Raw genomic sequence first — 13,074 nt, forward strand, 5'->3', positions numbered from 1 at the left:
GTGTGATGTTCACTCGAGTGCCGCAACCGCTGGTCTATGCCGAAGCCTTGCTGGCGAAGTTCGCCAGCTTGTCGTGCGCGGCTGACGGCGCGGCGCTGCTGGGTGACTTCGTGCGCGCGGTCGCCGAGCTCAGTGGTTGTGAGTTGAGTCAGTTGTACCTGCTCGATGCTACCCACACCAGCCTCGGGCTGAATGCCGAGTGTTTGCAGGGCATCCTGCAACCCCGGGAAACCGAGAGCCTGCCGGCCGACTACAACGGTGAGCAACTGCTGCAATTCTCGCTGTGCCAGAACCGTGTGCTCAGCCTCACCGGGCTCAGTGGCAGCCTGCACGAGACCAGTTTCCTGCCGGAGCAGGCTGTGCCGTGGCAGTCACTGCTGTGCGTGCCGCTGCTCAACCCGCAAAAAGCGGTGGTCGGCCTGTTGCTGTGCGCCAGCCGTGAACAGGTCGAGTTGCAGGGGTTTGCCGATTCGCTCGGGCAACTGGGTTCGTTCGTGCTCGGGCAATTGCACCTGCTGCAACGGCTGCGCCGGCCGGTGGGCGATGTGTCGCCGATGCCCAGCAGCGTGCCGAGTGCCAGCGGGTATGGCTTGATCGGTAAAAGCTCGGCGATGCGCCAGACCTACCAGCTGATCAGCAAGGTGCTGCACAGCCCGTACACCGTGCTGCTGCGGGGCGAAACCGGCACCGGCAAGGAAGTGGTGGCGCGGGCCATCCACGATTGCGGGCCGCGCCGTTCCCAGGCGTTCATCGTGCAGAACTGTGCGGCGTTCCCGGAAAACCTGTTGGAAAGTGAACTGTTCGGCTACCGCAAAGGCGCCTTTACCGGTGCCGACCGTGATCGCGCCGGACTGTTCGATGCGGCCAACGGGGGGACCTTGTTGCTGGACGAAATCGGCGACATGCCGCTGTCCCTGCAAGCCAAGCTGTTGCGGGTATTGCAGGAAGGCGAGATTCGTCCGCTGGGTTCCAACGACACCCACAAGATCGACGTGCGCATCATCGCCGCGACTCACCGCGACCTGGCGGTGCTGGTCAGCGAAGGCAAGTTCCGCGAAGACCTGTACTACCGCCTCGCGCAGTTCCCGATTGAACTGCCGGCCCTGCGTCAGCGCGAGGGCGACATCCTCGACCTGGCCCGACACTTCGCCGACAAGGCCTGTGCCTTCCTGCAACGCGATGCGGTGCGCTGGTCCGACGCGGCGCTCGATCACCTGTCGAGCTACGCCTTTCCCGGCAACGTTCGTGAACTCAAAGGCCTGGTCGAACGTGCCGTGTTGCTCTGCGAAGGCGGCGAGTTGCTGGCCGAGCATTTCTCGCTGCGCATCGACACCGCCCCCGAGGAAAGCAGCCTGAACCTGCGCGAACGCCTGGAGCAGGTCGAGCGCAGTCTGTTGCTCGATTGCCTGCGCAAGAACGACGGCAACCAGACCCTCGCCGCCCGCGAACTCGGCCTGCCACGGCGCACGCTGCTGTACCGCCTCGGGCGCCTGAATATCAACTTGGGTGATTTCGATGGATAGGCCCATGACGCGTCATCTCACCCCTTTTGCTTCTGTCAGCGCCGCCCTCAAGGGTCGGCGCTTTGTGCATTGTTTAGCCCTGGAGACCCTCTGATGCCTGTTCGTCACTGGCAAGCCGTCCTGCTGACCCTCGTCGTTCTATGCGGCCTCGGGGGCTGTAGCGGCAATTACAAATTCAACGACAACACCTATCGCCCTCTGGGTGATCCGCAGGCGGTCAATCGCGGCAAGTGACCGCAAGGAGCGACATCATGGAACTGGTTTTCGAAATGCTGAACACCAAGCAGTTCGTGCCCACGGATTTGTGCCAAAAGACCTTCAAGCAGGCTGGCGGCGTGATCGGGCGGGGCGAGGATTGCGACTGGATCATTCCGGACCGCAAGCGTCACCTGTCCAACCATCACGCGCTGATCAGCTACCGCGACGGCACGTTTTTCCTGACCGATACCAGCAGCAACGGTATTCAGGCCAGCGAAAGCGGCGCGCGCCTGCGCAAGGGTGAAGCGCAGCGCATCGAACACGGCAGTGTCTACGTGCTGGGGGATTTCGAAATCCGTGCACGGCTGGTACGCGACCCGGCCACCTTCGATACCGAAGTCGGCCGCCCGCAAGCCGCCGGCAGCATCATTCCGGACGATGCGTTTCTCGACCTTGATCCGCTCATGGCGCTCGATCAACAGGAACGGGTCTACTCGGAAATCGACGAACTGAGCGCCCTCAATGCGCCGCGTCAGGAGCCGCGCCAGCGTGCCGACTACGCGCGCATCGACATGGAGAGCCTGCTGGTGCCGGAACTGGTGGCCGCGCCTGCCGCGCCGGAGCCTGCACCGGCACCCAAGGCGGTCGAGCGTCAAAGCGAAGGCTTCTGGGAGCATTTCGGTGATGCGCTGGGTGTCGACCTCAAAGGCCTCGATCACGACAGCCGCGAAGCCCTGGCGATCAACGCCGCGCGTTTGCTCAAGCAAAGCGTTGGTGGTTTGCAGCAGAGCCTGCGCACCCGGTCGGAGCTGAAAAACGAACTGCGCCTGGCGCAGACCACAGTGCAAGGCACCGGCAAAAACCCGCTGAAATTTGCCGTCGATGCCAGCGAAGCGCTGGGCATTCTGTTGCAGGGCGACAAACCCGGCCAGTTGCCGGCGGGGCAGGCGATCTCGCGGGCGTTCCGTGACTTGCAGGCGCATCAGGTGGCCTTGCTCACCGCCAGCCGCGCGGCGGTACGCGGCACCCTCGAGCACTTCTCGCCGCAGCAATTGACCCTGCGTTTCGAGCGCGACGGCAACAAGCCGCTGCTCGCCACCTCGGGCAGCCGCTGGAGAGCCTACGGCCGTTATCACCAGGCACTGCGTCAGGACGATGACTGGAGCGAACGCCTGCTGGCGCGGGACTTCGCCCAGGCCTACGAAGAACAGATCCGCCTGATTTCCACCCTACACACCGACCACCAAGGATGATGCGCATGTCTCGCTGCAAGGCCGTAATAATCAACCTGCTGACAGCGTTCACCGCCCTGGTGCTGCTGGCCGGCTGCTCGTCGATTTCGCCGTATTCCACCGTCACCAAGCTCAACCTCAAGCTGACCGCCAGCGATCAGGTCAACCCGGACCTGAATGGCCGACCATCGCCGATTGTCGTGCGGCTGATTGAGCTCAAACACCCGGTGGCCTTCGAAAACGCTGACTTCTTCAGCCTGTACGAGCGCGCCAAGGAATCCCTGTCGCCAGACCTGGTGGCCAGCGAAGAGCTGGAACTGCGTCCGGGCGAAACCGCCGAGTTCAAGCTTAGCGTCGAAAGCGGCAGCCGCTACGTCGGCGTGCTCGCGGCGTATCGCGACCTGCGTGAAACCCAATGGCGCTATGTGGTTCCAGTCACCCCGGCCGACCTGACCGTGGCCGAACTGATCCTCGACAAGAACGGCATCCATGACAAAAACCAAAAGCTCGCCAAGGCGGATGACTGAACATGAACGTGCATAAAGTCATTTGGCAGGAAGGCATGTTGCTGCGCCCGCAGCACTTCCAGCACAACGATCGCTACTACGACAACCAGATGAAAACCCGTACCCAGTTGCTGGGCAGTTACACCTGGGGGTTTCTGGGGCTCGAGATCGACTTGCAGTTCCTCAACATGGGCAAACTGGTGATCAGCCAGGCGTCGGGGATTCTCCCGGACGGCAGCCTGTTCGAGCTCGGTGGCAACACCGAGCCGCTGGCCCTCGACGTTCCGCCGAACACCGGCAACACGCCGATCTACCTGGCCTTGCCGCTGGTGACCGGTAATCACATCGAGTCCCGTCGTCCGGAGCAATCCGACGTGCTGGCGCGTTACACCGCGTACGAAGCGGAAGTCGCCGACTCCAACGCCGGCGACGATTCCAGCAGCCAGGTCAGCTGCGCGCGCCCGGACTTCCGTTTGTTGCTCGGCGAGCAGCAGAGCGACCAGGCCTACGTGAAGCTGAAGATCTGCGAAGTCCTCGACACCACGCCCGACGGCGTGATCAGCCTCGATCCGGACTTCGTCCCGACCTTCATCCACGCTCACGCGTCGGGTTACCTGCTGTCGTGCCTCAAAGAAGTCATCAGCATGCTCGGTCACCGTGGCGACACCATTGCCGACCGGATTCGCTCCAACGGCAAGGTCGGTGGCGCGGAAGTCGGTGACTTCATGATGCTGCAACTGATCAACCGCACCGAACTGGTCCTGCGCCATTACCTCGGCCTGGAGCAGGTTCACCCGGAAGAGTTGTACCGCACGCTGCTGACAATGCTCGGCGATCTGTCGACCTTTGCCAGCGACAGCAAACGCCCGCGTCTGGACAGCCGCTATCAGCACAGCGACCAGGGTGCGAGCTTCCGCAAACTGATGGAAGCGATTCGTCAGGTGCTGTCGATGGTGCTTGAACAGCACGCCATCGAACTGGTGCTGCAAGCCCGTCAATACGGCATCACCGTCTCGCCGCTGCACGACCACAAACTGCTGGGCACGGCGTCATTCGTGCTGGCGGCCAGCGCCAACTGCGACTCCGAAGAGCTGCGGCATCGCCTGCCGGCCCACCTCAAGGTCGGTCCGGTGGAACGCATCCGCCAGTTGGTCAACCTGCACTTGCCGGGCATCAAGGTCAAACCCTTGCCGGTGGCGCCGCGGCAGATCCCGTTCCACTCGAACAAAACCTATTTCATCCTCGAACTCAGTTCCGAAGACCTGGCACAACTGGAGCGCTCCGGCGGCTTCGCGTTCCACGTGTCCGGCGAATTTGCCGAGCTTGAACTGAAATTCTGGGCCATCAGGAACTGACCGATATGATCAAGGAAATGGATCACAACCAGGACGACAAAACCGTCCTGCTCGATCGCCAGGGCCATGGCCCGGCACAGAGCCCGCTGACCGATTTCGCCGCACCGCCGCGTTTCGAGCAACTGGAAGAACGGATGATCTACGCTGCGCGCCTGCGTCCGGCGGAAGCGTTCAACATCAGCCTCAATTCACTGGTGGCGGCGTCGTCCGACCTGCTGTCGGAAGTGGTGCGGCTCAAACACAGCGACACCCGCGAAGACATGCACGCGCTCAACGAGCGGCTGACGGCGGCGCTGAAACTCTTCGAAGTCCGGGCGCTGCACAACGGTGCCGAGAGCAGCCAGGTGATGGCCGCACGTTACGTGCTCTGCACCGTGGTCGACGAAGCGGTGGTGACCACCCCGTGGGGCAACGAAAGCGAGTGGTCGCAGATGAGCCTGCTCAGCAGCTTCCACAACGAGACCTTTGGCGGCGAGAAATTCTTCCAGCTGCTCGATCGTCTGTCGAAGAACCCGGTCAAACACCTGCCGATGCTGGAACTGATGTACTTGTGCCTGTCGCTCGGTTTCGAGGGCAAGTACCGGGTGCAGGCGCGCGGCATGCTGGAACTCGACGGCATTCGCGATGCGCTCTATCGGCAGATTCGCCAGCTGCGCGGCGACGTGCCGCGTGAACTGTCGCCGCACTGGGAAGGCCTCAACGACCGACGTCGCAGCCTGGTGCGCATCGTGCCGTGGTGGATGGTCGCGCTGTTTACGCTGGTATGCCTGGTGGTGATGTATTCGGGTTTTGCCTGGGTGCTCGGCGAGCAGCGCGACACCGTTCTGCAACCTTATCAGCCGCTTGATCCAGCCGCGGTTCAGCCGCTGTCGAAGCCGTAAAACAGGGACGTGTGATGAAAAAGTTTTTCAAGAAAGTCGGCGCGTTCCTGCGCAAGACCTGGGTCTGGACCCTGCTGCTGGTGCTGTTCGTCGCGCTGCTGGTGTGGTTCGTCGGACCACTGCTGGCCGTCAACGATTACAAATTCTGGGAAGGCTCGACCTCGCGCCTGCTGACCATCAGCGTGCTGTTCCTGATCTGGGGCCTGACCATGGTCTTCGTCAGCTGGCGCGCCGGTGTGCGCAAAAAAGCCGCCGAAGAAACCGAAGACGGCCAGGACCGTATTCGCCGCGAAGAACTGATCGACGAGGAACAAAAGGAGCTGCGTGCGCGTTTCAAAGACGCGCTGCGCACCTTGAAAACCTCCAGCCTGTATCGCGGCCGTAGCGAACGCTGGCGCAACGATCTGCCGTGGTACCTGCTGATCGGGCCACAGGGCAGCGGCAAAACCAGCCTGCTGGACTTCTCGGGCCTTGAGTTTCCGATCAACAAGATCGACCGCAAACTCACCCGCGACACCATCGGCACCCGCCATTGCGACTGGTACTTCGCCGACCACGGCGTGCTGATCGACACCGCCGGGCGTTACCTGACCCAGCCGGACGTGGATGTCGACGGCAGTGCCTGGACCACCTTGCTCGACCTGCTGCGCAAGCGTCGTCGCAACCGTCCGTTGAACGGCGTGCTGGTGACCATTCCAGTTGAATTGCTGCTCAGTGGCACCGAGCAAGACCTCGACACCCTGGCGCGTCAGGTGCGTGCGCGCCTGCAAGACGTGCATCAAAAACTGCACGTCGACCTGCCGATCTATCTGGTGCTGAGCAAGGCCGACCAGTTGCTGGGCTTCGACGAGTTCTTCGATCAACTGACCCGCGAAGAAAGCGATCAGGTGCTTGGCACCAGCTTCCGCAAAGAGCAAAGCGGCACCGACGTGGCCGTGCTGCGCGCAGAGTTCGAAGAGCTGCTGCGTCGCCTCAACAGCCAGGTGATCATGCGCATGCACCAGGAGCGCGACACCCAGCGCCGTGGTCGCATTCTCGACTTCCCGCATCAACTGGGGCAGATCGGCGAGCGCCTGTGCCTGTTCGTCGACATGGCGTTCACCGGCAACCGCTACCAGCGCGTCAGCCAGTTGCGCGGTTTCTACCTGACCAGCGCGCCGCACCTGAAGCAACAGATGGACCAGAGCACCGCCGGCATTGGCGCCAGCCTGGGTATCGACAGCGGCGTGCTGCCGACCTTGCGCAGCGGTCGTTCGCGGTTCATCCACCACGTGCTCAGCCGGGTGATTTTCCCCGAGGCCGATCTGGCCGGTCTGGACAAGCGCGAACGCAACCGCATCCATTGGGGGCAGCGTGCGTTGTACGTCGGTGCACTGGCGGCGCTGGGGCTGTTCGGTTTGCTCTGGGCAACGGGTTTCTCGGCCAACTACGAGCGCCTGGAACACCTGCGTTCGCTGGCGCAAACCTGGACCCAGCAACGCTCGGCGCTGACCGCTCGTGATGACGCGATGGGCGTGCTTAAAACCCTCGATACCAGCTATGAAGCGACCAAGGTGTTCCCGCCTAAAGGCGATGTGTCGATGTTCGAGCGCGGTGGTCTGTATCAGGGGCAAGAGAGCAACCCGGTGGTCAAGGACGCGTACCAGCGTGAACTTGAAACCCAGTTGCTGCCACGCGTAGCGCAACTGCTCGAAGGGCAGATTCGCAGCAACATGGGCGACCGCGATCGCCTGATTAACAGCCTGCGCGCCTACCTGATGCTGAACATGAAGGATCGCCGCGATCCGGCGTGGCTGAAAGATTGGGTGGCTCAGGACTGGTCGGTCCGTTACACCGGCAACACCGCGGTGCAGAACGGTCTGAATGGGCACTTCGAGCGTCTGCTCAAGCAGCCGTTTATCTACCCGCTCAACGATGCATTGGTTGCCCAGGCGCGTCAGGTACTGCGCAGCGAATCGCTGGCCACCGTGGTCTACCGGATGCTGCGCGAGCAGGCCCGCAACCTGCCGGATTACCGCTTCAGCCAACACCTCGGTCCGCAGGGCGCACTGTTCGTCGGCACCGACTACGTGATACCGGGGTTCTACACCCAACAGGGTTATCAGCAGTACTTCTCGGTCCAGGGCTCTGCACTGGTCACCGACATCCTGCGTGACAACTGGGTGCTGGGCGAAGGCTCGGGCATGAGCGGCATGGACTTGCGCCGCCTGATGGTCGAACTGGAGCAACTGTACTTCCGCGACTACGCCAACTTCTGGAGCGAAGCGGTCGGCCAGGTGGCGTTGCGACCAATCAACGACGCCGGTGAAGGTGCTGAGCAACTGGCTGGGCTGACGTCTGCCAACTCGCCGATCCTGCAAATGCTGGTGGAAGTGCGCGAGAACACCCGTTTCCCGGTGATCGCCGAGAGCGCTGATGAAGCCGCCGACGTCGCTGACAAACTGGGTGCCAAGGGTGGAAAACTCGGCAAGCTCGCCGCCGCTGCAGCGGGCAAGGCGTCGGAAGCCCTGACCAAGAACCTGCCGGATACCGCGAAGAAATCCCTGCAACGGCGCTTCGAACCGCTGCACCGTTTGCTCGATGACAACAACGGCCCGGCTGCCGACCTGACCCCGGCGCTGCAAGCGCTGAACGACCTGCAACTGCAACTGTCCAGCCTGGCGCGTGCCAGTGCCCCGGATCAGGCCGCGTTCGAAATGGCCAAGACCCGCATGAGCGGCCAGCGCGATGCGCTGAGCAACTTGCGCAACGCTTCGGGTCGCCTGCCGCGCCCGATCAGCGTGTGGTTCAACGTCCTGGCCGAAGACACCTGGCGTCTGGTGCTCAACGATTCCTACCAGTACCTCAACCAGCGCTACCAGAGCGAGCTGTACAGCTTCTATGGCAAGGCGATCAACAAGCGTTACCCGTTCAACGCCCACAGCACCAGCGACGTTGCGATCAGCGACTTCCGCGAGTTCTTCAAGGCGCAGGGTATTGCCGATCGCTTCTTCGACACCTACATGCGTCCATTCGTCAGCGGCGATCCGGGCAACTACCGCCTGCGCAGCATCGACGGTCACAGCCTGCCGATGTCCAAGGTCTACCTCGACCAGATGGCCGCGGCACAAGTGATCCGCCAAAGCTTCTTTGCCGAAAACCCGGCCGAGCCGCAGGTGCAGTTCAAACTGGAGCCGTACACCCTCGACCCGGCTGTCAGCCGTTCCGAGTTCCGCTTTGGCGACAAGACCATGGAATACCGACATGGCCCGATCGTGCCGGTGGCCTTCAAATGGCCAACCGACGCGGAAGACGGTCGCACCAGCCTGGTCCTCGAAAAAATGGCCRGCCGGCCGATCGGCATCGAGAAAAACACCGGCCCATGGTCGCTGTTCCGTCTGTTCGATTTGATGCAGACCGAATACCTGACCGGTCGCGACGTGCTGGTGCTCAAGGCTGATGTGGGTGGCCTGCGCGCCAACTACCTGCTGATGAGCCAGCGCACGCCGAACCCGTTCGACATGGGCGTGTTGCGCACCTTCCGTATGCCGGTGCAGCTCTGATGCTGGTTGCCAGCCCCTGGCGTAGCGCGGCGCGTACCGATCCGGGCAAGGTTCGGGCGCGCAACGAAGATGCTTTCCTCGACAGCCCGGAGCATGGCCTGTGGGTGGTCGCGGACGGCATGGGCGGTCATCAGGGTGGCGACATCGCCAGCCAGTTGATCGTCGCCAGCCTGGCGGAATTGCCCGTCGAAGACAGCTTCGACGAGCGGCTCAAAGGCGTGCGCCAGTGCCTGCACTGGCTCAACCGTCGTTTGGGCCAGGAATTGACCGTCACCGCCGGGCGCCATGACAGCATCATGGGCAGCACGGTGGTGGCGTTGTTGGTGGACGGCAATCGCGCGGCCTGTATCTGGGCCGGCGACAGCCGTTGTTACCTGTGGCGTGGGCAGCGCTTGTATCAGCTGTCCAAGGACCATTCGCTGATGCAACAACTGATCGACGAACAACAGATGAGCGTCGAGCAAGCCCGGGCTCATCCGGCCGCCAGCGCCTTGACCCGTGCGGTCGGGGCCAGCGAGCAATTGACCCTGGACGTGCTCGAACTCGAGGTCTATCCCGGTGACGCGTTTCTGCTGTGCAGCGACGGTTTGTACCAGGGCTTGAGCAGCGACGCGCTGGGCAACGCCTTGAGCCTGACCGCGCCGCACGTGGCGCTGGAACGCTTGTTCGACGGCGCGTTGCGCGGTTCGGCGCGGGACAACCTGACTGCCGTGGTGATCCGCCAATGAGTGAACTCAATCCGGTGCTCGACGAACTGCTGGTCAGCGACGAGGAAGCCGCCAACCTGACCTACTTTGCCTTCGCCAAATCCCATGCGATGCCGCGTGCCGTGGCGCCGACCCGGGCCAGCGTTGGTGCGTTGCCGGACGTGCTGGCGGGGCGTTACCGCATCGAGCGTTTGCTCGGTGCCGGTGGCATGGGCGCGGTGTATCGCGCACGGGACCTGCTGCACGAACAATTCGGTGACCCCGACCCGTATATAGCGCTGAAAATCCTCAGCGAAGAATTTGCCGAATCGCCGGACGCCAGTGCCTTGCTCTACAGCGAGTTCGCCCTGACCCGGCGCCTGCGCCACTTGAACGTGGTGCGTTTGCACAGCTTCGAAGTGGACACCGAGTGCCAGCGCGCCTTCATCACCATGGAACTGATGCGCGGGCTGACCCTGGACAAACTGCTCTGCGAACGGCCCCTGGGCCTGCCGTGGCGAGAATTGCGTGACATCGCGCTGCCGCTGCTCGACGCGTTGGCCTATGCCCACGGTCGCGGCGTGCTGCACGGTGATTTGAAACCGAGCAACGTGATGCTCAGCGAGGAGGGCGTGCGTTTGTTCGACTTCGGCCTCGGCCAGGCCGAGGAGGGCGTATTGCCCGGCCTGCCGCATTTGAGCCGCAGCCGTTTCAACGCCTGGACCCCGGGCTATGCCGCGCCGGAACTGCTGGAAGGCGCAGCGCTGACCGCCAGCGCCGACCTCTTCGCAGTGGCCTGCGTGATTTATGAATTGGCGGGCGGCAAACACCCGTACCGCCGCTTGCCGTCGACCCAGGCCCGCGACGAACGCCTGGACCGAGAACTGCAGGCACCCAAGCACCTACCGAAACACTGCTGGCCGGCGCTGCGCACGGCGCTGGCTTTCGATGCGGCGCAACGCACCGTGACTGCCGCACAACTGCGTGACGCCCTAGGCGCCACTTCCTCCTGGCTGCAACGCTGGCTGCATCGGCGCAACGGATGACTACCGAACAGGGAGCAAGCAATGTTCAACCCTTCTAACGAAACCCATTTCAGCCTGACCGTGGCTGACTTCCAGGGTGACCTGCAAGTGCTGTCATTCACTGGCACCGAAGGCATCAGCCAGACCTTTCGTTTCGACCTGGAACTGGTCAGCGAGAACCCCGATCTGGACCTTGAGACGTTGCTGCATAAGCAAGCGTTTCTGGCGTTCGATCCGAAAGGCAGTGGCATTCACGGCCAGATTTACCGCGTCGCCCAAGGCGATGCCGGTAAACGCCTGACTCGCTACAAAGTGTCCCTGGTGCCGCAACTCGAATACCTGCGCCACCGCACCAACCAGCGCATCTACCAGCAGATGTCGGCGCCGAAAATCATCGCGCTGATCCTCGAAGAACACGGCATCAAGGGCAACGCCTACAGCTTCCAGCTGAGCCAGCCGTGCCCGGATCGCGACTACTGCGTGCAGTACGACGAAACCGATCTGCATTTCGTCCAGCGGCTATGCGAGGAAGAGGGCATTCATTACCACTTCCAGCACGACGCGAAGGGCCACAAACTGGTATTCGGCGACGACCAGACCGTGTTCCCGAAACTCGGTCAGCCCACCGCCTACGTACAGGGCAGCGGCATGGTCGCCGACGAGCCGGTGATCAAAGGCTTCACCCTGCGCCTGGAAACCCGCACCAACCGCACCACGCGCCGCGACTACGATTTCGAGAAGCCGCGCCTGCAACTGGAGGCGGCCTACAAACCCGACGGCAAAAGCGACGAGCCGGACCTGGAAGACTACGACTACCCAGGCCGCTTCACCGAGCGCGCACGCGGCAAGTTCCTCAGCCAGCGAGCGCTGGAACGCCACCGCGCCGACTACCAGCAAGCCGAAGGCCATGGCGACCAGACCACCCTGGTCAGCGGCCACTTCCTGGAGATCTCCGACCACCCGCGCACCGAGTGGAACGACCTCTGGCTGCTGACCGAAGTCATCCACGAAGGCAAGCAACCGCAAGTCCTCGAAGAGTCGGTGACCAGCGACACCACCGCCAACAAGGACGACTTTCACCAGGGCTACCGCAACCGCTTCCTCGCCACCCCGTGGGACGTGTTCTACCGCCCGGAGCTGCTGCACCCCAAACCCCGCGTGCTCGGCAGCCAGACCGCCCAAGTCACCGGCCCCAAAGGTGAAGAAATTCACTGTGATCAGTATGGCCGCGTCAAAGTGCAATTCCACTGGGACCGCGAAGGCCTGGCCGACGACAAAACCAGCTGCTGGCTGCGCGTCTCCAGCAGCTGGGCCGGCGACCGCTACGGCGCCATCGCCATCCCGCGCATCGGCATGGAAGTGCTCGTCACCTTCCTCGAAGGCGACCCCGACCAACCGCTGGTGACCGGCTGCCTGTACCACAAGGAAAACCAGGTGCCGTACGCCTTGCCGGCGAACAAAACCCGCAGCGTCTTCAAAACCCTCAGCTCCCCCGGTGGCGGCGGCTTCAATGAACTGCGCATCGAAGACAAAAAAGGCGCCGAACAAATCTTCATCCACGCCCAACGCGACTGGGATGAAAACATCGAGCACGACCAGAAAATCCGCGTCGGCAACGAACGCCACGACACCGTCGAAAAAAACACCTACACCGAACTCAAGGCCGAAGAACACCGCACCACCATTGCCGACCGAAAAGTCGAAACGCGGATGGACGACCACCTGACCATCGGCCAGAACCAACACATCAAACTCGGCACCGCACAACTGACCAGCGTCGGAAGAGAAATCCACCTCAAGGCCGGCGACAAAATGGTCATCGAGGCCGGATCGGAACTGACGATCAAGGGCGGTGGCAGCTTTATCAAGTTGGATGCCGGTGGTGTGACGGTGGTTGGGCCGGTGGTGAAGATTAACGCCGGAGGCTCGGCGGGGAATGGGACGGGGATCGGGATTAAGCCACCGGTGCTGCCGGGGGCGGCGGATAAGGATAAGGCGGGGAGTTTGATGGATCAGGCGTTGGGGAATGCGCCTGAGGAACAGATCAAACGCAAACCGAAACGAATGCTCAATTTCTCCGGCTAACAGACACCGACGGCGCTCCAAGCCACCAGGGATCAGGATTC

10 protein-coding genes are annotated in these 13,074 nt (G+C 62.6%); all 10 read left to right on the top strand.

Annotated elements, in window-relative coordinates:
• Positions 1-5 precede the first annotated feature (5 nt).
• A complete protein-coding gene (locus AC1DHT_RS00065) occupies positions 6-1,523 on the top strand; it encodes a sigma-54 interaction domain-containing protein (protein ID WP_427545500.1) in 1,518 nt (505 codons plus the stop codon).
• Positions 1,524-1,616: 93 nt separating this feature from the next.
• Entirely contained in the window at positions 1,617-1,757 is a 141-nt protein-coding gene (locus AC1DHT_RS00070) for a type VI secretion protein (RefSeq protein ID WP_092276060.1), read from the top strand.
• 17 nt (positions 1,758-1,774) lie between these two features.
• Entirely contained in the window at positions 1,775-2,974 is a 1,200-nt protein-coding gene (gene tagH, locus AC1DHT_RS00075) for a type VI secretion system-associated FHA domain protein TagH (RefSeq protein WP_427534162.1), read from the top strand.
• A 5-nt stretch (positions 2,975-2,979) separates the two neighbouring features.
• Positions 2,980-3,480 carry a type VI secretion system lipoprotein TssJ gene (gene tssJ, locus AC1DHT_RS00080; protein ID WP_427534161.1) on the top strand — a complete coding sequence of 167 codons (501 nt, stop codon included), beginning with the start codon at positions 2,980-2,982 and terminating at the stop codon, positions 3,478-3,480.
• A gap of 2 nt (positions 3,481-3,482) precedes the next feature.
• Positions 3,483-4,814: a type VI secretion system baseplate subunit TssK gene (gene tssK / locus AC1DHT_RS00085; RefSeq protein WP_123581115.1), complete on the top strand. Its 1,332-nt coding sequence runs from the start codon at positions 3,483-3,485 to the stop codon at positions 4,812-4,814.
• Between the two features lie 5 nt (positions 4,815-4,819).
• A complete protein-coding gene (icmH, locus tag AC1DHT_RS00090) occupies positions 4,820-5,695 on the top strand; it encodes a type IVB secretion system protein IcmH/DotU (protein ID WP_427534159.1) in 876 nt (291 codons plus the stop codon).
• A 14-nt stretch (positions 5,696-5,709) separates the two neighbouring features.
• Positions 5,710-9,237, top strand: a complete 3,528-nt coding sequence (tssM, locus tag AC1DHT_RS00095) for a type VI secretion system membrane subunit TssM (RefSeq protein WP_477761214.1) — start codon at positions 5,710-5,712, stop codon at positions 9,235-9,237.
• Positions 9,237-9,965 carry a PP2C family protein-serine/threonine phosphatase gene (locus tag AC1DHT_RS00100; protein WP_123581112.1) on the top strand — a complete coding sequence of 243 codons (729 nt, stop codon included), beginning with the start codon at positions 9,237-9,239 and terminating at the stop codon, positions 9,963-9,965. The genes tssM and AC1DHT_RS00100 overlap by 1 nt, the downstream gene beginning before the upstream one ends.
• On the top strand, positions 9,962-10,969 hold the full coding sequence (locus AC1DHT_RS00105; protein ID WP_427545505.1) for a serine/threonine-protein kinase: 1,008 nt from the start codon (positions 9,962-9,964) through the stop codon (positions 10,967-10,969). The genes AC1DHT_RS00100 and AC1DHT_RS00105 overlap by 4 nt, the downstream gene beginning before the upstream one ends.
• A gap of 21 nt (positions 10,970-10,990) precedes the next feature.
• Positions 10,991-13,033: a type VI secretion system Vgr family protein gene (locus AC1DHT_RS00110; RefSeq protein ID WP_427545507.1), complete on the top strand. Its 2,043-nt coding sequence runs from the start codon at positions 10,991-10,993 to the stop codon at positions 13,031-13,033.
• Positions 13,034-13,074: the final 41 nt, after the last annotated feature.

The organism is Pseudomonas sp. 05N432 (genome assembly GCF_056396945.1).

Coding starts and splice junctions, on each gene's coding strand:
- AC1DHT_RS00065 (WP_427545500.1), top strand. CDS start 6: ATGTTCACTCGAGTGCCGCAACCGCTGGTCTATGCCGAAGCCTTGCTG.
- AC1DHT_RS00105 (WP_427545505.1), top strand. CDS start 9,962: ATGAGTGAACTCAATCCGGTGCTCGACGAACTGCTGGTCAGCGACGAG.
- AC1DHT_RS00070 (WP_092276060.1), top strand. CDS start 1,617: ATGCCTGTTCGTCACTGGCAAGCCGTCCTGCTGACCCTCGTCGTTCTA.
- AC1DHT_RS00110 (WP_427545507.1), top strand. CDS start 10,991: ATGTTCAACCCTTCTAACGAAACCCATTTCAGCCTGACCGTGGCTGAC.
- icmH (WP_427534159.1), top strand. CDS start 4,820: ATGATCAAGGAAATGGATCACAACCAGGACGACAAAACCGTCCTGCTC.
- tagH (WP_427534162.1), top strand. CDS start 1,775: ATGGAACTGGTTTTCGAAATGCTGAACACCAAGCAGTTCGTGCCCACG.
- tssJ (WP_427534161.1), top strand. CDS start 2,980: ATGTCTCGCTGCAAGGCCGTAATAATCAACCTGCTGACAGCGTTCACC.
- tssK (WP_123581115.1), top strand. CDS start 3,483: ATGAACGTGCATAAAGTCATTTGGCAGGAAGGCATGTTGCTGCGCCCG.
- AC1DHT_RS00100 (WP_123581112.1), top strand. CDS start 9,237: ATGCTGGTTGCCAGCCCCTGGCGTAGCGCGGCGCGTACCGATCCGGGC.